The organism is Mesobacillus sp. LC4 (assembly GCF_053543455.1).
In genome coordinates this window covers 14,374-40,742 of the sequence record NZ_JBGCUB010000010.1, presented here as the reverse complement: position 1 = coordinate 40,742, position 26,369 = coordinate 14,374, and the positions used below count along the sequence as shown (strand labels likewise).

Below are 26,369 nucleotides of genomic sequence, written 5' to 3'. Positions count from 1 at the left end.
TCGTGATTTAACCTTAACAAAGGTATGACTATTTTACATTTCCATAACTTTTCCTTAAACAAAGGCAGGATATTTCAACTTATAGTAGAATAGATTAAACAACTTAGAAGATGGGGAAGAGACGATGTTAAAAAAAATACTGAAATCCTATGACTATTCATTGATCATTGTTGTTGCGCTCTTGTGCTTGTTCGGCCTTGTCATGGTTTACAGTGCCAGCATGGTCACTGCCATCCAAAGGTATGATTATCCTAGCGATTTTTTCTTCCAAAAACAAAAGTTCAACTTACTTCTTGCAACATTCCTATTTGTTTTAGCCGCGTTGTTCCCTTACAAGGCAATGAAAAACACAAAGGTTTTAATGTTAATGGTAGCTTTTATCCTGGGTGGATTGGGCGCATTGTTTTTGTTCGGGAAAGTGACGAACAATGCATTGAGCTGGTTCGAATTGGGCGCTAGAAGCTTGCAGCCGTCAGAGTTTGCGAAATTAAGTGTAATCATCTATCTATCAGCCGTATACGCTAAAAAGCAAGCCTACATAAACGAGTTCAACAAAGGGGTTGTACCGCCTCTTGTCTACTTGATTTTAGTGTGTATGCTGGTCGCGATTCAGCCTGACTTCGGAACTGCGGCAATCATTTTTGCTATTGCCTCAACGATTATTATTTCTTCAGGAATGAACTTGAAAAATATCGCCAAACTGATATTATTTGGACTCGCATTCCTCGCTCCTTTTATACTGTTTCTTCAGGATGAAATCTTTTCTGAAACAAGGGTAGGAAGGTTTACTGCTTACAGCAACCCTTTTACAGATGAACAAAATACAGGCTATCATCTAGCTAATTCTTATTATGCTATTGGTTCAGGCGGTTTGAAGGGTTTGGGCCTAGGGGAAAGTGTCCAGAAGCTTGGATATTTGCCAGAGCCGCACACTGATTTCATTATCGCGATCATCTCGGAGGAATTAGGTATTTTTGGTGTAGGATTTGTATTGCTTAGTCTGGCATTCATCGTTTTGAAAGGAATCCATATTGGACTTAAGTGCAAGGATCCTTTTGGGAGTTTACTGGCAATCGGGATTGCAAGTATGATTGGTATTCAATCATTTGTTAATCTAGGGGGAGCTTCTGGGGTCATTCCGCTCACGGGTGTACCGCTGCCATTTGTCAGTTATGGAGGATCTTCCTTGTTACAGCTTGCCATAGCAACGGGAATCCTGGTGAATGTTTCAATGTTTGTTAACTACGAAGAGAAATATAAAAAGGACAAGGCTCCACAGCCAAAGGCTTCACCAGCTGTGGTAAACACGAGTACCTTCAAGTTCAGATCTTAAGCCATATGGGTCTTTTACACGGTGGATTCGGAATAATGATTTTGATAAACGCTCATGAAAAATTTGATTAATGAAGCAACAAAGCTTGCAAAAAGAGCCATAAAAAAAGCTGCAGCATCTGCTGCAGCTTTTTTATTTCACTGTTGCCGGGGAAAGTTCAACTGGTTTAGGGTTTTGGACTCTTGCGGCATTCTTCTTGCTTCTGGAAACAAGAAGAATAAAGTAGCTAAAGACACCAAAGAGAACAGATATGAAGAATGCATGTCCCAGGGCGATGTAAAGATTCAGCCTTGTGTAGATAATCAAAGCACCTGCTATGACCTGGAGGGACACGAGAATCATCGATATGATCCATCCCCAATACAAAACTTTTTCATGCTTGTAATGTTTGACAGCGATATAGGTAACATAAGCGACCCAAATAAAAATGAATCCAGCCGCAGCTCTGTGTCCCATCTGTACCCACTCGTATATATTTGTCGGGAGGAATGCTCCTCCATTCGTACATAGTGGCCAGTCCTTGCAGACTAAACTTGCATCCATATGTCTGACCAGGGCTCCAGTATAAACGACGATATAGCTGTAAACAGCAAGTCCGATTATATGGAATCTCATCCTTTTATCGATTACCAGCTTTTCAGCTTGAAACTTTTGATCGACCTCAAATATAAGCAACGTCAATAAAAGTACAGCGGCAAAAGAAATGAGTGATATACCGAAGTGCAGTGCCAGGACAAAGTCAGATTGGCCCCAAACGACAGCGGCAGCACCGATCAATGCCTGTAGAACCAGGAAGAAGAAAGATAAAACGGCCAAAAACTTCGTTTCGCGTATATGCCCGATAGCCTTCCAAGTCCAGATGGACAATATGAGTACCATAATGCCTACGCTGCCTGAAACTAACCTGTGGGCAAGTTCTATTACCAATTCCGGAGTTATATCAGTAGGAACGAATTCCCCGTTACATAGCGGCCAGGACTTCCCACAACCCATTCCTGATTCAGTTTTGGTAACCAAAGCTCCCCCGAGCAAAACAAAAAGCATCCCAATCGTGGTTAAAACAGCCAGCCACTTGAGGGAACGATTCATATTCATCACCTGCTTATTCAAAGTTCGATAAGTTGTCAAATAATAAACTTGACATGTATAATGGAAGAAGCTTGTAGAAAAGAAAAAATTCTACCCCTATAATAACGAATTTTGACGAAAAAGGATAGAAAACAATACTTAAGATACTACACAATAATAGGTAATAATTCAATACTTACTATTATAGTTGGACAACAATCGGTTTTCTAGGTAAAATGCACATGGCAGCACCAAGTTGCTTTCAATAATGGAATTACATACCAGCGATTTTACAAACATGAAAATATTATCCAAGAATATGTAAAAATGAAAAATTGAAGGTCTTCAAACATTCTCCAAATATCAAGTCAAAATTCCTTGCAATAAAAATAAACTTTATGGATAATGGCGGTAAGACACAAATTAGTCAAATTTTGTTCAAAAAAAATTCACAAAAAAGTTGTGAAGTGTGATTTAATATACAACGTAGGCCTTATTTTTCTACACAAACATTTAACAGCCTTAACACGTTGAGAATAGTGAAAACTATCCGGAATATAAATTACAAATACTCTTCTTTTTTTTGTAAAAATTTCGTCTCTGGAATTTTGAAGGAAAAGGGATGAAGGAGGATATGGATGTCTAATTCAAAAGCTTTATCAGAAGCTGTATTAGAAAACGGACAGCCGGCAGTCGTGGAGAGAACGATGATGAAAGACTTTCTTGCACTCATTAAAGTAGGAATTGTTAATTCCAATGCCATGACCACGTTTACTGGATTATGGTTAGCACTTCATTTTAGCGGAGCGCGCTTCCTGGATAATATTGATCTGATTCTTGCGACATTGATTGGCTCCTCGCTGATCGTCGCTGGTTCTTGCAGCTTGAATAACTACATCGACCGGGATATCGACCATTTAATGGAGCGGACGAAAGACAGGCCGACTGTCACAGGGAAAGTCCAACCAGGAAAAGTGGCATTGATGAGCTTTCTTTTGATAGGGATTGGGACCGCGTTTTTGCTTACGACTACCGTTACGGCTGCTGTAATTGGCCTGTTCGGAGTTTTTAGTTATGTTGTTCTGTATACATTGTGGTCAAAGAGACAGTATGTTTCCAACACGATTGTCGGAAGTATTTCAGGAGCAGTACCGCCATTAATTGGTTGGGCTGCAGTTGACGCAAACCTTGATGTCATGGCCTGGATGCTTTTTGCCATCGTTTTTGTATGGCAGCCGCCGCATTTTTATGCTCTGGCGATGAGAAGGGCAGAAGAATACCGCGCAGCTGGAATCCCGATGCTTCCTGTCGTAAAAGGATTCAAAGCGACGAAGAGATCGATTTACCTATGGATTACAGCATTATTGCCGCTTCCATTCTTCCTTCAGGAGCTCGGAATCTCATTCATGGTTCTGGCGACAATCCTGAATATTGGATGGCTTGTTTTGGGAATCTACCTTGAAAAGCTTAAAGATGATATAAAATGGGCAAAACTGATGTTTGTATATTCTTTACAATACTTAACGGTCATGTTTGTCGCTATGGTAATTGTCACACTCATTTAACCTTTGTTAGGAGATTCACTCTTTGATGAGAGAGGATTTTTCCATATATTTTTACAACAAAAATTTATAAGATTTTTTACGAAAGAGGGGTTTAATTAAGCTATGAAGATGCTTGCTAAATGGCGTCTGCTGTCATTGTTCACATTGATGGCATTAGTCTTGTCCGGCTGTGGTGAGCCATACCTGTCTACATTAAGACCAGCAGGTGAAGTTGCTCAATCCCAGTATGAACTTATGTTGTTGAGCACGGCGATTATGGTGGGAGTAATTGCTGTCGTCACAATCATTTTTATCTATGTTGTCACGAAATTCCGCAGGAAGAACGACAACGAAATACCTAAGCAGGTAGAAGGAAGCCACAAGCTGGAAATTCTTTGGACTGTTATTCCGATCTTATTGCTTCTTATTCTTGCTGTTCCAACGGTTGCTGCAACATTTAAGCTTGCAGATGTTTCCCCTATGGAAAAGAAAAACGCTGAAGGAAAGACAGATGCGCTTGTAGTTAACGTGCGCGCGAATCTTTATTGGTGGGAATTTGAGTATCCAAATGAAGAGATCGTCACCAGCCAGGATTTAGTAGTCCCTACTGATGAAAAGGTTTACTTTAATCTTAAGGCTTCTGATGTAAAACACTCTTTCTGGATTCCTTCTGTTGGAGGAAAGATGGATACCAATACGGATAACATCAACAAATTCTGGCTCGAGTTCGATAGTAAAGGAGCCGATGAAGCAGGCGGGCTTTTCTACGGAAAATGTGCTGAGCTTTGCGGACCTGCACACGCATTGATGGACTTCAAAGTAAAAGCATTGCCACGCGCTGAATTCGATCAATGGGTAGCCGACATGCAAGGAGTAAAAGAACCTGTAAAGGCTGAAACTGCAACTGCACAGCAGGGACAGGAAATCTTCAACAACAGCTGTATTGGATGTCACGCTGTTACTCCAGCAAACACGGCTCCAGAAGCAGCTCGTGTTGGCCCTAACTTGACGAATTTCGGCGAACGTTCTCGTATTGCTGGTGTTCTTGATCATACTCCAGAGAACCTGAAAAAGTGGTTGGAAGACCCAGAAGCATACAAGCCTGCAAATAAGATGACTGGCAAGTATCCTGAGCTTTCACCTGAAGAACTAGATGCATTAACAGAATATCTGATGGGCTTAAAAGTCCAGAAATAATTGGGGATTTGTTTGAAAGGGAGGTAAAACTGTGAGTACCTATGCTCAGAAAAAGGGATTTGGCGCAACTTTATGGGACTACCTGACAACGGTTGACCATAAAAAAATCGCAATCCTTTATCTAATTGCTGGCGGATTCTTCTTCATCCTTGGCGGACTAGAAGCATTATTCATCCGTATTCAGCTAGCTGTACCTAACAATGATTTCGTAAGCGCGGGTTTTTATAATGAAATCCTGACAATGCATGGAACAACGATGATTTTCCTTGCAGCGATGCCGCTTGTATTTGCATTCATGAATGCTGTTATGCCGCTTCAGATTGGAGCGCGTGACGTAGCATTTCCATTCTTGAACTCTTTAGGATTTTGGTTATTTTTCTTTGGTGGAGTATTCCTGAACCTTTCATGGTTCCTCGGTGGAGCTCCGGATGCTGGTTGGACTTCATACGCTTCTCTAGCAATTGCGTCTGAAACACACGGTATCGATTTTTATGCACTCGGTTTGCAGATATCCGGTGCGGGTACACTAATCGGGGGGATTAACTTCCTCGTAACGATCGTCAATATGCGTGCCCCGGGAATGACTTATATGAGGATGCCAATGTTCACTTGGGCAACATTCGTAACATCTGCGCTAATCCTGTTCGCATTCCCACCGCTGACTGTTGGCCTCTTCTTAATGATTTTTGATCGTATGTTTGGTTCGAATTTCTTTGATGTAGCAAACGGTGGTAACACAATCATCTGGGAACACCTATTCTGGATCTTTGGCCACCCGGAAGTTTATATCTTGATCTTGCCGGCATTCGGTATTTTCTCAGAAATATTTGCGATTTTCTCTAGAAAACGTCTTTTTGGTTACTCATCCATGGTGTTTGCAACCGTATTGATCGGTTTCCTTGGATTCATGGTATGGGCTCACCACATGTTCACAACTGGTCTTGGACCGATTGCAAACGCGATTTTCGCAGTAGCGACAATGGCGATTGCCGTTCCGACAGGTATCAAGATCTTTAACTGGATGTTCACGATGTGGGGAGGAAGCATCAAGTTCACTACTCCGATGCTTTGGGCTGTTGCCTTCATTCCATCATTCGTTGCTGGTGGGGTAACAGGTGTCATGCTTGCATCCGCTGCAGCTGACTATCAGTACCACGACAGCTATTTCGTTGTCGCTCACTTCCACTACGTTATCGTCGGTGGTGTAGTATTTGCCCTATTTGCTGGTGCGCACTTGTACTGGCCAAAAATGTTCGGCACAATGCTGAGCGAAAAATTGGGCAAAGTTACTTTCTGGTTATTCCTAATTGGTTTCCACATGACGTTCTTCATCCAGCACTTCCTTGGATTGATGGGTATGCCACGTCGTATCTTCACTTTCCTTCCTGGACAGGGACTTGAAACTGGAAACTTGATCAGTTCAGTTGGTGCCATCTTCATGGCAGTTGCAACGATCGTTCTATTAATTAACGTCATCATGACACAAGTTAAAAATGAAAAAGTTGGAAACGACCCATGGGGCGATGGCCGTACATTAGAGTGGGCGATTGCATCACCACCGCCATTCTACAACTTCAAGCAGCTTCCACTTGTACGCGGACTTGATGCTTACTGGCTGGAAAAAATGGAAGGCAAGAATGGCATGACGCCTGCGGAACCGCTTGGCGATATCCATATGCCGAATAATTCTTTCATTCCTTTCGTTATCTCACTTGGTCTTTTCATCGCAGCATTCGGTGCAATGTACCGTGCAGAAACAAGCTGGGGACTACTTGTACTCATCCTCGGTATGGCAGTAACTTTAGGAGCGATGTTCGTACGCTCTATTAAAGATGATCATGGATTCCATATTCATAAAGAAGATTTAATGGACGATGATAATGATAAGGGGGCAAAGGCATAATGCAAGCTGAAGAAAAATTCACTTATGAAACATGGCCTGCGGAGCCTGAAAAAGCAACCCTCGAAGCAAAGAACAAGTTTTTGGGCTTCTGGTTCTTCCTTGGCGGAGAGACAGTATTGTTTGCGACTCTGTTCGCAACTTATCTAGCATTGAAAGATAAGGTGCCTAGTGCTGACCATGCACTTGCCAAGGATATCTTTGAAATACCGCTGGCGTTTGCAGCGACAATGCTACTTTTAACAAGCTCTTTGACAAGTGTATATGCTATGTACCATATGAAAAACTTCAATTTTAAGAAGATGCAGCTTTGGTTAGGCTTGACTGTAGCCCTTGGCGCGGCTTTCCTTGGGCTTGAGATTTATGAGTTCAATCACTATGTACACAAGTTTGGCCACACATTCACTAGCAGTGCATTTGGTTCAGCCTTCTACACACTAGTCGGTTTCCACGGTGGTCACGTTGCATTTGGTCTTGCTTGGATCATTACATTGATGGTCCGTAACTCCAAGCGTGGATTGAATCTGTACAACGCTCCTAAGTTCTATGTTGCCAGCCTTTACTGGCACTTCATCGACGTTGTATGGGTATTCATCTTCACGGTTGTATATCTAATGGGAATGGTGGGATAAACTGATGGCTAATCAACAACCAAGTTCAGGGAACCCAAGAGTAGACGTCGAATATCGTCGCAAGAAAAGCGCCGAAGAGATGAGATACCAAATCGTTTCCTTTGCATTGATGATTTTCTTGACAATTGTTGCCTTTGTTGCAGTTGGATATGAAGGATTCTCAGGCTGGTTCACAGTTCCGTTCATCCTTCTGCTGGCTGTGATCCAGGTAATCTTCCAGCTTTATTACTTCATGCACATGAGCCATAAGGGACACGAAGCACCTTCTTTGTTCCTATATTCTGGTGTTGTTGTAGGAGCAGTAACAATTCTTGCTTTCACAACAATTATCTGGTGGTAATATGACAGAAAGAAAAAATCGGCCTATAAGCCGATTTTTTCTTTGTAAGTGAGTATGCTAACAATTAATGGCAAAGCCGTTATATTGAAGTGCCTTTCCTTTGGAAGTATAATGAAAGTAAAGTTCTTAAACAGGACGGGGTGAAAAAAACGATGCTTACTCTAGATATATTTGGGTTCAGGGCACTATGGAGTCCGATGTATTTTCTTGTGATGGCAGCGCTATTAGTTGCCTACTATCTAGTTGTCTTCAAGTACTATGATCGTTTCAAGGAAGGTATGCCTGCAACACGTAAACAGGCTATGTACTTTACCTCTGCAATCATTGTGCTGTATATAATTAAAGGGTCGCCAGTTGATTTGATGGCACATATCACATTTTATATGCACATGATTCAGATGGCAGTCCTATACCTTGTTGTACCGCCTCTTTTGATTTTTGGCTTACCTGACTGGCTTTGGAGATCGATGCTATCGCTGCCGATAGTCGATCCTCTGTTCCGCTTTTTTACAAAGCCCTTGATTGCCTTGATTTTGTTCAATGGGATATTCTCTATTTATCATATCCCGCTGATTTTTGACTTTGTAAAAACGGATATGTGGCTCCATGCTGCCTATACATCGGTGTTATTTGTGCTTGCGATGTTCATGTGGTGGCCGCTCGTCAATAAATTGGAAGAGTATCAGACTTTATCAGGTATTAAGAAAATGGGATATATCTTTGCTGACGGTGTACTGATCACACCAGCATGCGCTCTGATCATCTTTGCCGATACACCTATGTACGCAACTTTCTCCGACCCTAATGCATGGGGTGAGGCTTTGAAATTATGTGTTCCGCCTACAATGTTATCGAGTTTAAATCTCAGCGGTCCCGAAACGTTCAGTTCTATTTCACTGCTGCATGACCAGCAGCTTGGCGGAGTAATCATGAAGGTTATTCAGGAAATTGTTTATGGTATTTTCCTGGGATATGCGTTCTTCCAATGGTTCCGTAATGAAGAAGATCGCCAGGCTGAGCAGGATGCGATCAATCTTGCCAGCGCACCACAGCCGGTCAAATAAATGGATTTTTAAAAGCTTCCTTTTTGGGGAGCTTTCATTTTTTTCTCTGCAAGAAAATTTATCACTTATATGCAATCAAATATTGAAAAAAAGAGACAGGTCACCTACAATTAACCTTATGGAGAAATAATGATTGAGAGGTAAACATACATGTCTAACTTACCGATCCTGCCAACAATCAGCACAACTTTTATTGTTTTAAGTGCGATTACAGTGGCAATTGGCTGGGCCCAAATTAAACAAAGAAAAATTGACCAACACCGCAAAACCATGACGCTGGCAGGGATTTTCGCGATCATATTCTTTGTCATCTATGCATCTAGGACAATCTTTATTGGAAATACTTCCTTTGGAGGACCGGAGGATATCAAGATTTATTACACACTGTTCTTGATTTTCCATATCACACTTGCTACTATTGGAGCGGTTCTTGGAATCATTTCACTTTACACGGGATATAAAAACAGGCTGGAGCGGCATCGCAAACTTGGACCTGTGACTAGTGTTACCTGGTTTTTCACCGGAATTACTGGTGTGGCTGTTTATTTGCTGCTTTATGTGTTTTATGAAGGCGGAGAAACAACTTCAGTCATCAAGGCCATACTTGGAACCTAGCAGACTTTAAAAACATTGCTTATAGCAATGTTTTTTCTGTTTTTAGAAGGTATTCCACTTTAAGCAGGCGAATCTAATAGGGTGTATAAAAGGGGGAGATTCACCTGGATATTAAAGTTTTATCCGAAAAACATTATATGGAGTCAATGAAGTTATCAATGTACGCTTTCCAATATAAAGTACCGGAAAGTGATATTCCGAAACGTCTGGAAACGTTAAAGAAACATCATTTGCTTGGGATTTTTGAGGGAGAAGAGCTAGCGTCCAAATTGCATATTCTTTCTCTGAAAGTGAAGCTTGGACAGATAGATTGGAAAATGGGCGGAATTGCTGGTGTAGCCACGTATCCTGAGCATAGACGTAAAGGGCATGTAAACGCACTGATGAAAAGGGCATTAAAGGATATGAATCAAGAAGGAAACGTTGTCTCATTCCTTCACCCATTCCAGATTGACTTTTATAGAAGATTTGGCTGGGAGATTATTTCAGACAATAGAAAGATTACAATTGAGAAGTCGGATTTAAAACAGGTAGATGCAAAAAAGGGCATTATTAAGCGACATACAGAGGAAAGACACTCTTCTGATATCGAAAGGGTGTATGAACGCTATGCAGAAAGGCATACGGCTATGCTTGCAAGGGATACTGAATGGTGGAGCAGGAGCATATATGGGGACCAAACAGCTGCTGTGTATTATGATTCTGAAAATGAAGCCGCAGGATACCTGTTATATGAGATTAAAGACAATGTAATGAAGGTCGAGGAATATGTTTCTTTATCTCACGAAGCGAGAAAAGCGCTATGGAATTTTATTTGCCAGCATGATTCAATGGTAGAACGTGTAGAAATCTTGACATCCATCCATGACCCCTTTCCATATTTTTTGAAGGAGCCTAAGCTCAAGACTGAAATCTATCCATATTTCATGGGCCGGATCGTGAATGCTGAAAAAGCATTATCGACATATCCCTTCAGCAACGTGGATGCTGGGAAGAATGTCTTCATCCATCTGGATGACGCTGCTGCTCCATGGAATGCAGGGACTTATATAATAGGGCAGGAAGGGGTTAAATTTTATCCTGTCAAAGAGGGGGGAACCTGCGTAACAGCTCCGAAGCGCGGATTGCACTTGAACATCAACAGCTTAACTGCTTTGTTATTCGGCTATAAACGTCCACTTGAATTATATGAATTGGAACTCCTCAAGGGAAACATTGATGAAGTAAAGGAGCTCGAGCAGGCTATACCAGCGTTCAAGCCATTCTTCTATGATTTTTTCTGATTCTCTACTAATGCAACAAACCCCGGGTATCAAGCCACCCGGGGTTTTTCGTATAGTATAGGAAATTGTAGAAGTATTATTGTTCAGATAACTCCATATTGGTATCTTAATCCAGCTCCAGCGCCTAGCCCCTCGAGACGCTTCGGTCCGCCCAATGAAGTCAAAGAACGACTTCACCGGTCGGCCCTCCAGCGCTTGTCGGGGATGACCAAGGCGCTTGCGCTTTTTGTTCATGCTTAAATCTTGAATTTAAATTTAATGATGCCAGCTTCTTTTGCTGAATTGAATCCTATTAATAGCAATGGTCCGATGACGAAACCCATGAAACCAAACAGCTTAAGGCCAAGATACATGGCAATCAGGGTAGACAATGGAGAAAGGCCGATATGGCTGCCCATTACTTTTGGTTCCACAGTCCGCCTGATGATCAGCAAAATGACTGCCAGTACAGCAAGTTGTGATCCAAGAGCGATATTTCCTGTGGCGAGGTGGAAGATGGACCATGGCGCCAGAATGACGATTGAGCCAATCAACGGGATAAAATCAATCAACCAGATCACCGCGGACATCACAATGGCGTATTCTGGTGTGATGAAAAGCAACCCAATTAGTGCAACGATAAAGATAATCACGCTTACTAGAAATTGGGCTTTCAAAAATCCAAATACAACGTAAGAAAGTCGTGAAGTCATGAAATGGACTTTGTCAGCAGTTCTTTCTGTCAAATGGCTGTAAACACCCTTCCTTAATGATGGCAGTTCCAGCAAGAAGAGAAACAGGGCAATCAAATAAACCAGGAAGCTGATCAGGAAATTCGGGATGTAGGTCAGCAAGGCCTTCAAATTATCTATATTGATAAATGCGATCATATCATTCTTGAGTTTATTGAGAAAGTCTTCAGCGCGGTTGCTGATTTCAGTAACTACTTCCCTTGGAAGGTCATTGGCCGCTTCAACAAAACTATTTTCGGCCTTATACCAGGCATTTGTGATTTCATTTATATAGACTGGAGTATTATCAATCAAGTCAATTGCCTCGGTGACTGCCGTCGTAGTCAGGAAATAGCCAGCGACCACAATGAGCAATACGAAGAGGAGGAAAACTGTCAAGACTGCCAGGCGCCGTCCGCTTTTGAATCTTTTCTGGAAGTATAAGACTGCAGGCTCAAGAAAAAGGGCAGTGATCAAAGCAGCAATCAACGGGATGGATACCGGCAGGATAATGTAGAGAATTGCTGCAACTAAGATGGTGATTAATGCAATTATGATCGTGCGTTTAGTGAAAATACCGGACAAGTGAAACTCCTTTCTATACTCCTGATGAGTATATACCTCTAAAAAGCATTGTATTAAGGGCAACTAAGCCTTAATTGTAAAAAAGCGCAAAAAATTCCTTAACACTTAAATTATAGTACGCATTTAATATAAGAAACAACAAAAATCCGCTATTATCCATGTGTTTTTGTAAACTTTGTTGATTTTTAAACAGAATGGTCCTGTAAATGAACGTTTGAAAGTTAAGTTCATTTTTATGCCGTTGAAAATCGGGTTCCGCAACCTTATAGAGGGGTGAGGAAATGAAGGAGTCTAGAAAAGTCATGCCTCTGGAATTTAGAGAGGTATGCCGTGCGGTCTGTGCGATTGTCCATGCCAATATAAATGACAGTCCTTTTTTTCACCAGTCTAAGGTAAAGGCCAGTATTTCTCGATTACGAAGAAACTCATTCGCTGATAATGGGGTCTTCGTTGAACTTGAACAGGGAATTGTGAAAATAAAAGTATATGTTGACACTATAGCAGGAGAATATCCGATTCTTCTTAATGCAATGAAGCTTCAGAAAAACATAGAAGAGGAGATTGTGCTCCTAACTTCTATTATGCCCAAGAAGATTGATCTCTTCATTACGGGCCTGAATGTAAAAAAGACGCAATGATTGCGTCTTTTTTCATTGTAATTAAATCGCGAATGTTTCTACTTCAGCTTTTACATCTTTTAAAAGCTTTTCGCATTGGCTGACAAGTGCTTTCGGGAATTGCTCGCCTTCCCCATACTCAACGCCATGTGGATAATAATGTTTTCCTAGTAAAGGATTCATCAATTGAATGATCGCTTTATGTGCACCAACATCTCCCTCGTGGACATAGCCTTGGACACGCAGATAAAACGTTCCTTCTTTGACCACTAGCTTTTTGTCATAGGTTACTCTCTCATAGTCCCATTGTCCTTCACGTACCAGACCGTGTTCTAACATAACCTCATCAAGACGGTTCAAGTCCGCTTTCAGATTTTCAATACCTGTATTTTCGAATTTCATCCTTTTCCCTCCTAAAACACACTACAGTAATATCGCCTAATAAAGATTATATCTCAAATTTAATAATAGTAAAAATATGATTAAGTTGCAATGAATATAAAAGTGAATTTCTTAGCTTTCCGTTCTGCTATCAAAGGTAATATACGGGGAAATAAGATTTATTTATGTAATTTAGGGCATAATTAACATCATACGGGCTACCCTAACAGTGAGATTAAGCTTTGATTCTTAAGGAGGAAAAATAGTGCGTAAAATTAGTGATATCATGACTAGCGATGTTGAAACCTGTAGTTTGCTGGATAATGTATTCGAAGTGGCAGTCAAAATGAAGGAATGGAATGTTGGATCCATTCCAATTGTAGACGAGGATAAGCTCGTAGGCATGATTACCGACAGGGACATAGTCATTAGAGGAATAGCAGAGAAACATCCACCGTCTTCAAAGGTGGAAAGTGTCATGAGTGACCACCTTGTCACAGCCACACCTGATATGACGATCAAAGACGCATCCAGACTAATGGCGGAACACCAAATAAGAAGGCTGCCAGTAGTCGAAGGAGATACACTAGTAGGGATTGTCGCTTTAGGAGACTTTGCTGTAGATGAAATGACAGACGAACAGGCCCAGCACGCTCTATCAGAAATATCAGAGCCGGGAAATCATATGCAATAATCTAAGGCACTCATATTGGGTGCCTTTTTGTCATTAACAAGCCTGGTGATCTGCTGTTCTCTGGAATTTTGTTGTTTGATTTTACATTGAACAAACGGTATGTTAGGAATAGGTCAAACAAGTTAAAGGATATAATTTTTTTTGCCTATAGAAGACTTCTATTAAAAACATCGCTATAAATGATATAATAATTTCAAAAAACATTCATATAGTGATAGAGAGAGAATCGTGTCTTTTGACTCACAAAAGAGTACTGGCGATTGTCAAAAAGGGGGGATCTACCTGCGAACGATTGTAAGGATTTTAATTTTTGCTGCAATTTTTTTACTTATTGGTTTATACATGGGATATAACAAGGAAGATAATGATGAATTGGTAATCGAACAGAAGTCGACTCCTAAAGTAGATGAATCCCTCAAAAAGGACATAAGTGAACAAAGTATCAGTGAGGGAATTGAGCAGCCATCACAAGGTGTCGGTTCCTTGTTAGGAAAGGATATCGACTCTCTTAAAGAGACCTTAGGTGACCCATCGAGAGTTGACCTATCAGCCTATGGCTTTCATTGGTGGATCTTTAACAATGACCCTGATGAATATATCCAGGCTGGTGTCTTGAATGGAAAGGTCGTGACGGCTTATGGCATTGGACCTTCAGTCAATGTACAGCCATTTAAAATTGGCCAGCGCATTGAGGAAATTTTCTCCATGAACGTTATTGAGCCAGATGTAACATTCGAATATAATGGAAGCTCCTATAAGTTCGAGCTTTCCGAGCAAGATATGAACACCCGTCCTATAATAAAAATGGGAGAGTACTTTGTACAGCTCTATATTGATAAATTCACTAGTTCTGTTTCGAGCATCCGGTATATGGACAAAGAAACAATCGTTAAGCAGCGTCCATATGAAATGGTATACAGGGGAAGTTTGATAGAACCGCCAGTGCTATCGGAAGGTGATTGGATCAGGATTGAAGCTGGCCTTGAAAAACAGATCTTGGATATTTCGAATGCGATCAGAATAAGGCATGGCCTTCCGATGCTTGAATGGGATGAAAAGACAGCAGAAGTGGCTTATGCACATAGCAAGGATATGGCGATTGAAGATTATTTCTCGCATGAGTCAGACAAGTACGGGGATTTATCTGAAAGGCTTAAAGCGGCAGAGATTTTATATCAATTAGCTGGCGAAAACATTGCAGCTAACTATACAGATGGACCAGCCGTTGTCGAAGGCTGGCTGAATAGTGAATCCCACCGTGAGGCATTATTAAACGAAGAATTTACGCATCTTGGTGTAGGGGTATATCAAAGGCACTATACCCAGAACTTTTTGAAAATGTGGGAAGAACCACAACAGTAATGGCCATTTTACATTCATCCATAAGATAGCAAAAGAGCATGCACCAGGTCATGCTCTTTCGTTTTGCTTGATTGTCCTGTTGACTGAGAAGAAACCCTGTTTCCAATTACCATATAAATGGACCATTTCTCCTTCGGTATAAAGAGGAGGAATGGCTCCCTTCCTTAATGGTGTCACTTTTTTTACAGTCAATTCCTTTGAGCCAGTGTTGATTTTCAAAACGATAATATGGTTATATCGATGATAATAAAACCGCTCTTTATATTCCGTAACCTCGATGATTTTTCCGCTTACGATCGCTTCCTCAGGACTGTTTTCAAGTTGGATCCATTCCTGGAAATTCGCTTGCATTTCTTTCTTCGTCAACCAGTAAAAATAAGCAAGGACAATTGGAATCACAATTGCTGTAACCATTATTGATCACCCTATTTATGCTGTTTTTTTACAACGAAAAAGCTGCCGGATGAATGCGCGATTTTTTTGCCATCAGACCTGAATACATCGGCTTCTAGGACGATGGTGCTTCTGCCTTGATGGATCAGCGTCGCTTTACAATGGAGATTGTCGCCGATTCCTGGTGCAAGGTAATGGATGTTTATTTGTGATGTGACAGCTGCGTAGCCTTCTGGAAGCAGTTTATTTGCTAATGTGCCCATCGCCGTGTCGAGGATCGTGGCAGTGAAGCCGCCATGAACTATGCCGAGTGTATTATCGAGTACATTTGTAATTGGAATATCAATTTCGCAAGTTTCATGATCGAGCCTCCTATCCATATGCAGGAGACCGTCAATATACGTGCTGTTTTTACCGCTAAGTTTATTTTTCACTCCTGAAAGTACCGTTTTAAGTGCTTCAAGCTCCTGCTCGCCTGATATCGAGATGCATTCGTCTAATAGCTGCTGCAATTCTTTTTCCACTATATTATTACCTCTTTCTGAATGGCTCTGTTCCTTAGATTTTAAATCAATAAAATTATCTTAAAAAAGCCACCTTCTTATTCTGTTTTTTATTTTAACACTTTAAAAAAGGTAGATGAAGCTAAAAGCAAGCAGATTCACATGCAAGCAAGGATTCACCAAAAATGATGGTTCTCATATGCTATTATAGGCATTTGTTACACTGTGAGGTGAAAGCTATGGCCAAAAAGAAACTTCATCCCTCTGTTGAGAAGTTCAAGGAATTTGTGAAGAGCCATCCAGAGCTCGTGCAGGAAGTCAGGAAAGGCAATACGACCTGGCAGGAGATGTACGAGGATTGGTACCTGCTGGGCGAGGATGACCCAAAATGGAACAAGAGCAGTAATGAAAAGGACGAAAAAAGCGAAGAAAAGGAAAAGAAAACGGATTGGTTAGGGACGATCATGGGGGCTGTTAAAAATATGGATCCCGAACAGGTTCAAGGACAAATCCATAATATAAGCCAGGCACTCGGAGCAATCCAGGGTGTGCTTTCTCAGTTCCAGGGAAGCAAAGGCGGACAGAAGCCATCGAATAGTTCAGGACCTTCAAATCCTTTCTCCTTCAGGCAGGATTAGAACGGAGGCTAAAAATGCGCAAAGATGTCATGGAGCAATTGCGGTCGAATAAAGAATTGATTGAGTTCGTGCGGTCTCAGCCACACTGGTACAGGAAACTGAGCAGGGATCCCAGGGATATTTATTCTGCAGAGATCGCGGCACTGCATCATTTTGAAAAGACGATCCCTCATAAGGTTCAAAAGTTCTCCAATAATATCCAGATGGCGTCCATGATGATGCATATGTTCTCAAGCATGAATTCCCAATCTTGAACAAGCTTTCTTCTGAATGAGGAAAGCTTTGTTTGCTTTTAGAAAGTAAAACAAGCAGGCATGTAAGGTCCTTCGGTTGGTGCTGGACGGAAAGTTTAGCATTTCTGGCAGTTTCATGGTAAAATGAGGTTCGGAGGTGAGCCAGCATTGCTTGCTGTTACATCAGAAAGAGTACTATTGTTGGAAGAAGCTGAACAGTTAGTCAGCATGATTTTACAATCAGATATTGCCGAATATTATCGGGAATGTTTATATAAGGTGAAGAATAATCCGGAGACAAAGAGGAAGGTTCGGGACTTTGTGGACATGAAGGAGCGCTATGAAGAGGTTCAGCGTTTCGGGAAGTACCATCCTGACTATAAGGAAGTCATGGGACAGATCAGGATAGTGAAAAGAGACCTGGATATGGATGAGGTTATTGCCGAATTCAAAAAAGCGGAAAATGATTTGCAAAATATGCTTGATGAGGTTAGCGTCATCATCGGCAGATCAGTTTCGGATAGCGTGAAGGTTCCTACCGGCAATCCATTCTTCGAGAGCTCTTGCGGAGGCGGCTGTGGCAGCGGAGGAAGCTGTGGGTGCTCTGCTTAGATCGGTACAAAAAGCATGGATGATCCATGCTTTTTTCTTTTGATTTTAGCTTTGTTTAGGTTCAATGCCACGTTTAATATGATTGATGATTGAAAAAACTGGTTTTTGTATGCTAGACTAGTACAAAGCAAACGTTTACCGAAGGGGAAAAAGAATATGATAGGACAGAGGCAGGGAATCATCGTCTGGCTGTATTCATTAAAACAAGCCAAGATGCTTAGAAGATTTGGAAATGTTCATTTTGTCTCGAAAAAATTGAAATATGCAGTAATATATTGCAATCTTGATGAGGCAGAGTCGCTGATGGAGAAAATCAATTCATATTCGTTTGTTAAAAAGGTGGAACCTTCCTATAAACCATTCTTAAAGATGGAATTCGAAAACTCATCCCCTGATAAAGCAAAAGAATATGACTATAAGATGGGAATATAGAAACAAAATAGTAAAAGGTGAGGGGATTCCCTCACCTTTTTATTTTCCACTCTACTATTGCAAAGGTGGAATATAGTGGTTCAGCCTTAAAATGCCTATGAGGTGCTGATAATACAATTCTTTTTCGGGGAACATTGTTGATGGCTTTGCATCAAATTCAATGATTGTTTTCCCAAGTTCAGAGGCGAGTTCCGCAAACATGTCGAAGCGTTTGTTATTCAAGACATGAGGGTTTGGAATGCCTTCTCTGCATACGTAAAGGGCCTGGAATTTCCCTGGATCTGTTGGTTTGAGCACAACGACAAGGGAGCTTACCTCTTTTTCATTTATTTTTGTATGGATCGCCATTAAGTGCATCAGTCGATGCTGGTTTGCCCTGGCAGTTTCTATTAGTTCGTAAAGATCGGAATATCCTTCTCCTAGCTCTATAAAGCGCTGAATCAATCTGAATTACCCCTTCCAACTTTTCATTCCTTCATACTTTACCATTTGTGGCAAAAAAATTGAAGCGTTTGTCAGACTCGACTTCTTTTATAAATTTTAAAGTTTATCTTACCCTCGTCTATTGTTTTTGATATTTTATTAGTAGAAGAGATTGGGGAGTCAGACAATGAAAAAAGTATCCATCTTGATGATATCAGGATTATTGATCATTATTTGCGCAGCCGTTTTTTGGCAGTGGCATGTATATTCAAAAGACAGCGACAAACCAGCTGAACCAAAGGAAGAGTTATCGATTATTGCTTCGGTGAAGGTTGAGGCGAATCATCTCCGGGTAAAACAGACTATTCAAGGTCTTGACGCGAATCGAAAATATGAGGCTCTCATTCCGGCACAGGTCTTAGAGATCAAGTGCACCGATGCAGCGGGAAAGCCTTGTGAAGATGGAGTATGGCCAAAGGGAAAGGACATCCAGTTTGAGTACATGATTAAAACAGGCTCTGGGATCTCGCTTCTATTGAATGATTGGATGATTGTACTGAAGGATGCAGCGGTCACCAAGTCGAGAATAGAAATTGTAGACAACTATCACCGCAAAGGAACCTGGGCTGCCGGGCTACCATTGAAGGGCTATAAGCATACGGAGCTGCTGCACTATTATGTGTTTGAAGGAGTGAATTCAAATCCTTCGTTATACTGGCAGGAAAAACCCCTTTTTAAGCTAAGCGGACAAAAGGAAATACAATATTATACCAGTCAGCAGGACCAGGCTATTTATGAATTCGACAGTCTCGGAATCCTTTCTGGCCAACATTTATCTGTAGTCATCACAGATGGCCAAAGATCTGTTCTGGGCAATGGGCTTTTGCTGGCTGGAAATAAGCTGACTGACAAAGAGCTTGAGCGGGAAATGGCCATAGCTTTATTGGCGTCAAAGTTTGAAACAGAAATGGGCATGGAAGGATTCACTCTTAAGACTCTAGCGTCACTGGTTATCAAACAGGAACCGGAAAATGCTAAAAGCAAGGCGATGGCTGCAGAGCTTAGAAATACATTGTCTGCAGAAGAAACAGTTGATTTTATCACTTATTTTTCTGAAGAGGAACATCTCGATGGCAGCTTGCTTGATGAGTACTTGTCATCGATCAGAGGAATGAATACGAAGTTCTTCTTACAGAACCGCCAAGAAAATCAAGAAGTTTACCCATTGCTTTTCACAGATACAAGGAGTGTCATCGTGAATGAAATGGAAAGCGATGAACTGGAGGTTGTGGTCAGAGGTGATAAGCACTTGTTTCCTTTGGTTCCTACTCTGGGTGCATTAGGGTATAAAACCAACATAGGAACTGATTTTACTGTTATGGAATTCTCTTCTGACACCAGGAATTATCACTTCAACTTAAAAGATAAGACATTCATTCTTAATGGCCAAAGCTTTGGGCTTCTTGAGAATCCCTTTCAGTACATAAATGGCGAATGGTACCTGGAAAAGTACTGGTTTCCAGGGGTTTTTAAAGTGGAAATTACCGAAAATGATGACAGCTTCTTTCTTGAATCATAATGGCTTTTGCGTAATTCCTTAGGCAAAAAAAAAGCCCTGCAGTTTCTGCAGGGTCCTTCTATATCCTGTCAACAGGATAGAAGGCAAAGGGAGAGGAGAAACCGGAGGAAGAACTTATGGGGAAACGTAAGTCTTCTCCGCGGTTGGCAACAACATCCTCAAATTGATGTTGTTAATCATCATTATTTCCACATTAGGAAGGGATATACACTTATTTGGTTAATTTTTTATATGTGTGGTAGGATAAGGGAGTAATTTACATAAGTTTAAAATGCTTAAATGATTGAGGAGTACAAAATATGAGAGTTGTATCAGGTGAATTTAAGGGGCGCGTTTTGAAAGCGGTACCGGGAACATCAACAAGGCCTACTACTGACAAAGTAAAGGAATCGCTATTCAATATGATTGGTCCTTATTTTTCAGGAGGAATCGGCCTTGACTTATTCGCAGGTAGCGGAGGGCTGGGAATTGAAGCTCTAAGCAGGGGCCTTGAAAAAGTTATCTTTGTCGACCGAGAAGGCAAGGCAATTCATGTCATTAATGAAAACCTGAAATCCTGCGGTTTGGAAGAACAAGCCGAGGTATACCGGAACGATGCTGTCAGGGCGTTGAAGGCGATTCAGAAAAGAGATCTAAAGTTCGATTATATATTCTTGGATCCTCCATATAAGAAGCAGCAGTTGGTCAAGCTGTTGGAACTGATTGATAAAGAAGGCCTTGTTCATCAGGATGGGTTGATCGTCTGCGAGCATGCCTCTGATATTACCCTGCCTGCTCAGGTAGGTTGGCTTGTCCAGTCAAGAAACGAGAAATATGGAATAATCGGGATTACTCTCTATAAAGTTGAGGCAGAAGACGAGGGGGAAGTTTAAGTGGCAAGAGTTGCAGTTTGTCCAGGCAGTTTCGATCCGATTACCCTTGGGCATTTGGATATCATTACAAGAGCAGCAAAAGTATTTGATGAGCTTTATGTAGTTGTTTTAAATAATTCTTCAAAGAAACCATTGTTTTCTGTGGAGGAAAGAATCCAACTTATCGAACAGGTGACAAAGGGAATCGCCAATGTAAAAGTAGATTCCTTTCAGGGTTTGCTCGTTGATTATGCAGAGAGCGTCAACGCAAATGCAATCATCAGGGGCTTGCGAGCTGTTTCGGATTTTGAATATGAGATGCAAATCACATCCATGAACAGGGTTTTGAGTGATAAAATCGAGACATTCTTCATAATGACAAACAACCAGTATTCTTTCTTGAGTTCAAGTATCGTTAAAGAGGTTGCAAAATATGATGGGAAAATATCCGAATTGGTTCCACCTGAGGTCGAAGAAGCTTTACTGACAAAATTCAAAAACGAAGATAAGGAATAACGGGCAGATTATGCCCGTTATTTTTCTTTCAATATCCGATTTCCAAGCAACCAAACATAAACGAGCAAACTGCCGATTGTTATTAGCGGTCCGACCGTGATAAGCATATTGTGTGCCTCTGCCAGGCGGCTGCCTTCTGAAGTAAGGTATTCCATTACAGGGAGGGCATTAGAAGGCTGACCATCTTCAAAAAAGCGAACATATACCGGTTTCCATAGAATAAAAGCATAAAAGGCCGCAAAGAATCCGTGAATGATTCTAGCAATAAAGAAAGGCTGGAAGCGTATATCTGTCTGGGCAAGGATGCTTGCGACCTGGGCCTGGACGCTGAACCCACTGAATGCAAGGATGAAGCTGGTTATGACTGCCTGATGCATCAAAGTGGATTCCTGGATCTGGCTGGTCATCTGGCTGCCGAGCGTGATTTCGAATAAACCGGAAATGAAAGGCAAGCTAAGCATATCCGTCATGCCTAGCATCATCAGCAGGATTTCCAGAAATTCGGCCAGGAATGCTGTGATGTGAAGATGGAATAATAGTTTATTAATGACTGAGAATAAGATAATGAATCCGCCAATCATCAACAATGTCTGGATGGAGGACATAACGGCGTCACCCAGCAGTTTTCCGATCGGGCGGTTGTCTTTTAGCCTTGTCCGGTGCAATGCCGCAAATGCATCTCTGATCGAAAGGTTTCGTTCCTTTTCCTTTGTTTTATTTTCTTCGTTTCTGCCATAGAACCTCATAATCAATCCTACGCTGATGTTCCCTAGGTAGTGGGCCAGTGCCAGAATAACACCGAGCTGGACATTATAGAAAAAACCAACTGAGACGGCTCCAAAAATGAATAGCGGATTGGACGAATTTGTGAAGGATACAAGCCTTTCTGCTTCAATTTTTGTCAGCTGCCCCTCCTGTCGCATCCTGGCTGTAAGCTTTGCACCGGCAGGGAAACCGGAAGCCATGCCCATTGCCCAGACAAAACCGCCAACACCGGGAACTCTGAACAGCGGCCGCATCAGAGGTTCTAACAAAACACCAATAAAGCGTACAACACCGAATCCGATCAGCATTTCTGAAACGATGAAAAAAGGAAGGAGTGAGGGAAAGACAATTTCCCACCACATATTCAAGCCTCTTATCGAAGCATCAAAAGATTGCTGAGGAAAAGCAATGAGTGAAGCAGCCAGCAAAGTTACGGAGGCTGCAAGGAAAAGTGTTTTTATTCTGGATTTAAGCAACTGATATCCTCCTTCCTGCAGTCATGCTGTGAAACTGTTTTAATCAATGGTAAAATAGAAGGAACTCACCAGAAAGCGGCATTCCTGTTAAAAACACGATTGCTCGTGCATCCTTTAAGCACATAGGATGCCCTATGATCCTGGTTATTGACTTCCCATTTTATCCGTTCAGACTGCTTGTATCTTTCGAATATCCTAGAAGCTGTACATCTACTTTAAACCATGCTCTTTCCCAGGAAAATCTATGTACGTAAATGCTAGTTGCCTCTGCAAAAGAAAAGATAAGGAAAGAGCTGAAAAATACATAAATGATGTTTAGTTGTCACCCTTGTCCTCATATAAATCAATATACTCGCTGAACGTTAATTTAGACCAAGTTTAGCCTGTACCTGAAAAAATCATGGTTTTAAGGGAGGAAAAAGCTTTGGCAAGTCCAAAGGTAGGTTTAGCTCTTGGATCAGGTGGAGCACGGGGATTCGCCCATCTGGGTGTCATTAAGGTTCTCAAGGATGAAGGCATTCCTATTGATTTGATTGCCGGAAGCAGCATGGGAGCGCTAGTGGCATCTTTCTACGGTGCCGGCCTGGACGTTGAACGGCTATATAAATTATCACGTGTGTTCAAAAGGAAATATTACCTTGATTTTACAGTTCCAAAGATGGGTTTTATCGCAGGGAAAAGAGTGAAGGAGCTTATTAGGATTTTCACACATGGGAAAAAGATTGAGGAGCTGGATATCCCGATTGGTATCGTTGCAACCGACCTGATGTCAGGAGAGAAGGTTGTCTTTAAAAGCGGTCCTGTGGCGGAAGCGGTGAGAGCAAGTATTGCCATTCCGGGCATATTTGTTCCCGAAAAGCTGGATGGAAGATTGTTCGTCGATGGCGGAGTCGTAGACCGGATTCCTGTTTCTGTCGCTAAGGAGATGGGAGCAGATATCGTCATCGCAGTTGATGTTTCCAGCGTGAAGATAAACGAGGAGGTAACCTCCATTTTCGATGTGATCATGCAGAGTATTGATATCATGCAAATGGAGTTGGTCGCAAATCGTGAGGTTGCATCAGATGTAATGCTCAGGCCGCCGGTTGAAATGTTTAATTCCAAGGCCTTCACTAATATAGAAGAAATCATTGCGATTGGTGAAGAGGAAGCTAAAAAGCACATCGATAAGATTAAAAAGTGCATGGAAGAATGGAAGGAGCCCCAAACAGAATGAGCAGGAAAAAATCTATAACTCTGTCTATATTCGCAGCAATATTAATAATGGCGAGTGCTCTATTTTACTTGCCTTACTATGTGACAAAACCGGGAATGGCAAAAGAGCTGGAACCGATTGTCGAGGTTGAAGATGGGTACGATGAGGAAGGAAGCTTCATGCTTACGACGGTCCGGATGGGAAGAGCGAATATTTATGCCTATATCATTGCGAAGCTGAGCAAATACCAGGAAATCTTCCCTGTAGAAGATATAAGAGCAGAGAATGAATCTGATGAGGAATATAATATTCGTCAGCTTCACATGATGGATAACTCGAAGACAGCTGCAATCGAGGTCGCCTATAAAAAAGCAGGGAAACCAGTTGATTACACATATAAAGGAGTGTATGTGTTAAGGATCATGGAAGGAATGCCTGCTGAAGGCAAGCTGATGCCTGGAGATTTGGTTTTCGAGGTGGATGGGAATGAATTTAGATCATCTGAGGATTTTATTGAATATATCAGTTCGAAAAAGCCCGGCGATACAGTGGAGCTTACTTATAAAAGGAATGGAAAAACAAATTCAGTAAAAGTTCCGTTAAAAGCCCTTGATGATGGAAGCGACCGGCCTGTCGTAGGAATTCAGCTTGTGGATGACAAGGAAATTGACGTTGAACCTGACGTAACGGTTCAATCAGATGAGATCGGCGGTCCATCGGCAGGTTTTATGTTCTCGCTGGAAATCTATAATCAATTAATTGAGGAAGATTTGACAAAAGGATATGAAATAGCCGGCACAGGGACAATGAGTCCTGATGGAACGGTGGGCAGGATCGGTGGAATTCAACAGAAAGTCGTGGCAGCTGATAAGGCTGGTGCTGAAATCTTCTTTGCTCCGTCTGAAAAAGGAGCTAAGGGCTCAAACTACGAAGAGGCGCTGATTGCCGCGGAAGATATCAATACAAAAATGAAAATTGTCCCAGTGGATACATTTGATGAAGCTGTATCTTATCTGGAAAACTTAAAAGAAAAATCAAGCTGAGACAGCTTGATTTTTCTTTTGGCTTCTTTTATACCACAAAGGTAAAAAATGAGGTGCTGTTCTTCTCATGATTTCAACATGATAGGAGGCCGGCCGAATTCTTCCGAAAACAGCTGTTCTTGTCCTTTGCCACTTTGGCCAAGAGCGTAAATCTTTGATGCTTTGATATCCAGCTCGATATCTGGATCAGAAAACCCGGAAAGCTTTGATACAAGCGGCAGGCTGAAATCCTTTTTCATCGTGTTCAGATAGGAACGTCCTTTTTCCGTTGCACCTAATAGACGCAAATAATTAGCTGTTTTTTCGCTCATTTTCATGGTCTCTTTGCGCGTATTGGTTAAAATATGAAGGCAGACCCTCTGCAGCCTTGTCCACGTATAACGTTTCGTTTTGATGGATTCCATGAATTGCTGGAAAGAGTCTGATGATCCTGCAGCGGCAAGCAATCTGTTCTCCAGCCCTTCTTCCACTTCATAAAATTCTCTTAGTTGAGATGAGGTGCTTTGGAGCAGTTTATATTTCAACAAAGGCCAATAATTTTCCCATGAATGGAATCCGCCATATTGCTCTCTGTAGTTAATAAGCTGCTCGTAGGTCGTTTCTGGTACGTATTGCTTGATTGTTTCAATTTCTCCAGCTGATCCAAATAATGCTTTGCGTATACTGGTGGCGCTGGCAATTGTGGCTGAAGCAAAATGCTCATCATGATAACCAGCATTTTTCCTCGTAATTGTTTCAGGTTTCATTGAACTTTTTTGGCTGATGATTGCCTGTATGTAATGAAGTCCAAGAATATTATTCGGTCTTGATATATCAATGAAGCTTTCCGATGGGGCCAGAGATTGGAACGCTAGGGCAATTGATTTAGGATAGCTATGGCCTTCTCCTGTATAAAACTTAATTTTCTCCTGGAATGCTTCATCGTTTTCTGCCAGAAAAACAATTGTTTTTTGGAATGATTCCAATTCTCCAGATTCACTGCCGAAGCAAAGAGTATCGCAACCAGCAGCGGAAAGAATCGAAACAGAACCTTCTGCAAAGGTTTCCGCATGCTGAGTAGCAAAACGGTAGGGTAGCTCAAACACGATATCAACGCCTGCCGCAAGAGCCATCCTGGTCCTTGCCCATTTCGAGACGAGGGCGGGCTCACCGCGCTGAAGGAAATTTCCGCTCATCGCCGCGATTGAGACATCTGCACCAGTTTGCTCCTTCGCCTGCTGCAGGTGATATAAGTGTCCATTATGGAAAGGATTATATTCAACAACGACGCCAACTGCTTTCATTCTTATACTCCTTCATGTTAAGATGGATATTGCATTGTCTTGAAGTTTAATTTACATTATTTATGTAAATTATAGTGTAAAGAAAAAATATTGACAAATGAT

Annotated in this window: 29 protein-coding genes; 21 read left to right on the top strand and 8 right to left on the bottom strand. The window is 41.5% G+C overall.

Annotated features, from left to right (window positions below):
* The first annotated feature begins 124 nt into the window (after positions 1-124).
* Positions 125-1,333, top strand: coding sequence for an FtsW/RodA/SpoVE family cell cycle protein (locus AB5I83_RS21310; RefSeq protein WP_448978382.1), 1,209 nt, complete (start codon positions 125-127; stop codon positions 1,331-1,333).
* Positions 1,334-1,465: 132 nt separating this feature from the next.
* On the opposite strand, the gene AB5I83_RS21305 is transcribed toward AB5I83_RS21310, so the two are convergent.
* On the bottom strand, positions 1,466-2,422 hold the full coding sequence (locus AB5I83_RS21305; RefSeq protein WP_448978380.1) for a COX15/CtaA family protein: 957 nt from the start codon (positions 2,420-2,422) through the stop codon (positions 1,466-1,468).
* Positions 2,423-3,039: 617 nt separating this feature from the next.
* Here AB5I83_RS21305 and cyoE point away from each other — a divergent pair.
* The 8 genes from cyoE (at position 3,040) to AB5I83_RS21265 (ending at position 10,976) form a co-directional block, all read left to right on the top strand.
* Entirely contained in the window at positions 3,040-3,966 is a 927-nt protein-coding gene (gene cyoE / locus AB5I83_RS21300) for a heme o synthase (protein ID WP_167831866.1), read from the top strand.
* Positions 3,967-4,068: 102 nt separating this feature from the next.
* On the top strand, positions 4,069-5,142 hold the full coding sequence (coxB, locus tag AB5I83_RS21295; RefSeq protein ID WP_448978378.1) for a cytochrome c oxidase subunit II: 1,074 nt from the start codon (positions 4,069-4,071) through the stop codon (positions 5,140-5,142).
* Positions 5,143-5,173: 31 nt separating this feature from the next.
* Positions 5,174-7,045: a cytochrome c oxidase subunit I gene (ctaD, locus tag AB5I83_RS21290; RefSeq protein WP_448978376.1), complete on the top strand. Its 1,872-nt coding sequence runs from the start codon at positions 5,174-5,176 to the stop codon at positions 7,043-7,045.
* Positions 7,045-7,674 (top strand): cytochrome (ubi)quinol oxidase subunit III, encoded by a 630-nt coding sequence (locus tag AB5I83_RS21285; protein WP_448978374.1) that lies wholly within the window; start codon positions 7,045-7,047, stop codon positions 7,672-7,674. Before ctaD ends, AB5I83_RS21285 begins: the two co-directional genes overlap by 1 nt.
* A gap of 4 nt (positions 7,675-7,678) precedes the next feature.
* The gene (gene ctaF, locus AB5I83_RS21280) at positions 7,679-8,014 is read left to right on the top strand and encodes a cytochrome c oxidase subunit IVB (RefSeq protein ID WP_226087304.1); all 336 of its coding nucleotides are present in this window, start codon (positions 7,679-7,681) and stop codon (positions 8,012-8,014) included.
* Between the two features lie 152 nt (positions 8,015-8,166).
* Positions 8,167-9,078 (top strand): cytochrome c oxidase assembly factor CtaG, encoded by a 912-nt coding sequence (gene ctaG, locus AB5I83_RS21275; RefSeq protein ID WP_448978372.1) that lies wholly within the window; start codon positions 8,167-8,169, stop codon positions 9,076-9,078.
* A 150-nt stretch (positions 9,079-9,228) separates the two neighbouring features.
* Positions 9,229-9,693, top strand: coding sequence for a DUF420 domain-containing protein (locus AB5I83_RS21270; protein WP_448978370.1), 465 nt, complete (start codon positions 9,229-9,231; stop codon positions 9,691-9,693).
* A 98-nt stretch (positions 9,694-9,791) separates the two neighbouring features.
* Positions 9,792-10,976 carry a GNAT family N-acetyltransferase gene (locus AB5I83_RS21265; RefSeq protein ID WP_448978432.1) on the top strand — a complete coding sequence of 395 codons (1,185 nt, stop codon included), beginning with the start codon at positions 9,792-9,794 and terminating at the stop codon, positions 10,974-10,976.
* A 236-nt stretch (positions 10,977-11,212) separates the two neighbouring features.
* Here AB5I83_RS21265 and ytvI read toward each other — a convergent pair whose 3' ends face one another.
* A complete protein-coding gene (gene ytvI / locus AB5I83_RS21260) occupies positions 11,213-12,271 on the bottom strand; it encodes a sporulation integral membrane protein YtvI (RefSeq protein WP_448978368.1) in 1,059 nt (352 codons plus the stop codon).
* 281 nt (positions 12,272-12,552) lie between these two features.
* Here ytvI and AB5I83_RS21255 point away from each other — a divergent pair, with 281 nt between their 5' ends.
* Entirely contained in the window at positions 12,553-12,909 is a 357-nt protein-coding gene (locus AB5I83_RS21255) for a hypothetical protein (RefSeq protein WP_448978366.1), read from the top strand.
* A 21-nt stretch (positions 12,910-12,930) separates the two neighbouring features.
* Here AB5I83_RS21255 and AB5I83_RS21250 read toward each other — a convergent pair whose 3' ends face one another.
* Positions 12,931-13,290: a YugN family protein gene (locus AB5I83_RS21250; protein ID WP_448978364.1), complete on the bottom strand. Its 360-nt coding sequence runs from the start codon at positions 13,288-13,290 to the stop codon at positions 12,931-12,933.
* A 244-nt stretch (positions 13,291-13,534) separates the two neighbouring features.
* On the opposite strand from AB5I83_RS21250, the gene AB5I83_RS21245 reads away from it, so the two are divergent.
* Positions 13,535-13,963 carry a CBS domain-containing protein gene (locus tag AB5I83_RS21245; protein ID WP_448978362.1) on the top strand — a complete coding sequence of 143 codons (429 nt, stop codon included), beginning with the start codon at positions 13,535-13,537 and terminating at the stop codon, positions 13,961-13,963.
* 282 nt (positions 13,964-14,245) lie between these two features.
* Positions 14,246-15,325, top strand: coding sequence for a CAP domain-containing protein (locus AB5I83_RS21240; RefSeq protein WP_448978430.1), 1,080 nt, complete (start codon positions 14,246-14,248; stop codon positions 15,323-15,325).
* Positions 15,326-15,373: 48 nt separating this feature from the next.
* Here AB5I83_RS21240 and AB5I83_RS21235 read toward each other — a convergent pair whose 3' ends face one another.
* Positions 15,374-15,739 (bottom strand): hypothetical protein, encoded by a 366-nt coding sequence (locus AB5I83_RS21235; protein WP_448978361.1) that lies wholly within the window; start codon positions 15,737-15,739, stop codon positions 15,374-15,376.
* A gap of 11 nt (positions 15,740-15,750) precedes the next feature.
* Positions 15,751-16,242 (bottom strand): PaaI family thioesterase, encoded by a 492-nt coding sequence (locus tag AB5I83_RS21230; RefSeq protein ID WP_448978359.1) that lies wholly within the window; start codon positions 16,240-16,242, stop codon positions 15,751-15,753.
* Between the two features lie 218 nt (positions 16,243-16,460).
* Here AB5I83_RS21230 and ylbD point away from each other — a divergent pair, with 218 nt between their 5' ends.
* From ylbD to AB5I83_RS21210, 4 genes are all read left to right on the top strand, one after another.
* The gene (gene ylbD, locus AB5I83_RS21225; RefSeq protein ID WP_448978357.1) at positions 16,461-16,859 is read left to right on the top strand and encodes a spore coat protein YlbD; all 399 of its coding nucleotides are present in this window, start codon (positions 16,461-16,463) and stop codon (positions 16,857-16,859) included.
* 14 nt (positions 16,860-16,873) lie between these two features.
* On the top strand, positions 16,874-17,113 hold the full coding sequence (locus tag AB5I83_RS21220) for a YlbE-like family protein (RefSeq protein ID WP_167831852.1): 240 nt from the start codon (positions 16,874-16,876) through the stop codon (positions 17,111-17,113).
* A 123-nt stretch (positions 17,114-17,236) separates the two neighbouring features.
* Positions 17,237-17,704, top strand: coding sequence for a YlbF family regulator (locus AB5I83_RS21215; protein WP_167831851.1), 468 nt, complete (start codon positions 17,237-17,239; stop codon positions 17,702-17,704).
* A gap of 156 nt (positions 17,705-17,860) precedes the next feature.
* Positions 17,861-18,136 (top strand): YlbG family protein, encoded by a 276-nt coding sequence (locus AB5I83_RS21210; protein ID WP_167831850.1) that lies wholly within the window; start codon positions 17,861-17,863, stop codon positions 18,134-18,136.
* Positions 18,137-18,190: 54 nt separating this feature from the next.
* Here AB5I83_RS21210 and AB5I83_RS21205 read toward each other — a convergent pair whose 3' ends face one another.
* Positions 18,191-18,580 (bottom strand): DUF7147 family protein, encoded by a 390-nt coding sequence (locus AB5I83_RS21205; RefSeq protein ID WP_448978355.1) that lies wholly within the window; start codon positions 18,578-18,580, stop codon positions 18,191-18,193.
* Between the two features lie 166 nt (positions 18,581-18,746).
* Here AB5I83_RS21205 and AB5I83_RS21200 point away from each other — a divergent pair, with 166 nt between their 5' ends.
* From AB5I83_RS21200 to coaD, 3 genes are all read left to right on the top strand, one after another.
* Positions 18,747-20,138 (top strand): hypothetical protein, encoded by a 1,392-nt coding sequence (locus AB5I83_RS21200; RefSeq protein WP_448978353.1) that lies wholly within the window; start codon positions 18,747-18,749, stop codon positions 20,136-20,138.
* A gap of 299 nt (positions 20,139-20,437) precedes the next feature.
* The gene (gene rsmD, locus AB5I83_RS21195) at positions 20,438-21,010 is read left to right on the top strand and encodes a 16S rRNA (guanine(966)-N(2))-methyltransferase RsmD (RefSeq protein WP_448978351.1); all 573 of its coding nucleotides are present in this window, start codon (positions 20,438-20,440) and stop codon (positions 21,008-21,010) included.
* Positions 21,011-21,505 (top strand): pantetheine-phosphate adenylyltransferase, encoded by a 495-nt coding sequence (gene coaD, locus AB5I83_RS21190; protein WP_448978349.1) that lies wholly within the window; start codon positions 21,011-21,013, stop codon positions 21,503-21,505.
* Positions 21,506-21,522: 17 nt separating this feature from the next.
* Here coaD and ylbJ read toward each other — a convergent pair whose 3' ends face one another.
* Positions 21,523-22,746, bottom strand: coding sequence for a sporulation integral membrane protein YlbJ (gene ylbJ / locus AB5I83_RS21185; RefSeq protein ID WP_448978347.1), 1,224 nt, complete (start codon positions 22,744-22,746; stop codon positions 21,523-21,525).
* A 400-nt stretch (positions 22,747-23,146) separates the two neighbouring features.
* Here ylbJ and AB5I83_RS21180 point away from each other — a divergent pair, with 400 nt between their 5' ends.
* Both AB5I83_RS21180 and AB5I83_RS21175 read left to right on the top strand, forming a co-directional pair.
* Positions 23,147-23,962 carry a patatin-like phospholipase family protein gene (locus tag AB5I83_RS21180; protein ID WP_209437904.1) on the top strand — a complete coding sequence of 272 codons (816 nt, stop codon included), beginning with the start codon at positions 23,147-23,149 and terminating at the stop codon, positions 23,960-23,962.
* Complete coding sequence (locus tag AB5I83_RS21175; RefSeq protein WP_448978345.1) at positions 23,959-24,984, top strand: SepM family pheromone-processing serine protease; 1,026 nt, start codon at positions 23,959-23,961, stop codon at positions 24,982-24,984. The genes AB5I83_RS21180 and AB5I83_RS21175 overlap by 4 nt, the downstream gene beginning before the upstream one ends.
* A 65-nt stretch (positions 24,985-25,049) precedes the next feature.
* On the opposite strand, the gene AB5I83_RS21170 is transcribed toward AB5I83_RS21175, so the two are convergent.
* Entirely contained in the window at positions 25,050-26,267 is a 1,218-nt protein-coding gene (locus AB5I83_RS21170) for a nucleotidyltransferase (protein WP_448978343.1), read from the bottom strand.
* Positions 26,268-26,369 lie beyond the last annotated feature (102 nt).